Genomic DNA, 357 nt, shown 5'->3' with positions numbered 1-357 from the left:
GCCTGCCCGGCACCGTCGCCTCGCCGTGGCAGGACGGCGGTGTCTACCTGATCACCGGCGGCGCCGGGGGACTCGGGCGGATCGTGGCGAGGGAGATCGGCGCCTCGGTGGGCAACGCCACCGTGGTCCTGACCGGCCGGTCGCCGCTGGACGAGCAGCGGCGGCGCGAGCTGAACGCCCTGCGCGCCTCCGGCCTCACGGTCGACTACCAGCGCGCCGACGTGGCCGACCGGAACGCGGTGGCCAGGTTGTTCGACGATGTCGCGGACAATCACGGGCCGTTGACCGGGATCGTGCACAGCGCGGGCCTGGTCGCCGACAACTACCTGATCCGCAAGGACCCCGAGGAGCTCGCCC

1 protein-coding gene is annotated in these 357 nt (G+C 73.4%); it reads left to right on the top strand.

Features of this window, described 5'->3' with window-relative positions; translation table 11 throughout:
* On the top strand, positions 1-357 hold a 357-nt coding region (locus UK12_RS33805), incomplete at both ends, for an SDR family NAD(P)-dependent oxidoreductase (RefSeq protein WP_045307044.1).

Origin of the sequence: Saccharothrix sp. ST-888, from assembly GCF_000955975.1 — a bacterium.
GTDB lineage: Bacteria > Actinomycetota > Actinomycetes > Streptomycetales > Streptomycetaceae > Kitasatospora.
This window is presented reverse-complemented; position numbering and strand designations above follow the sequence as displayed.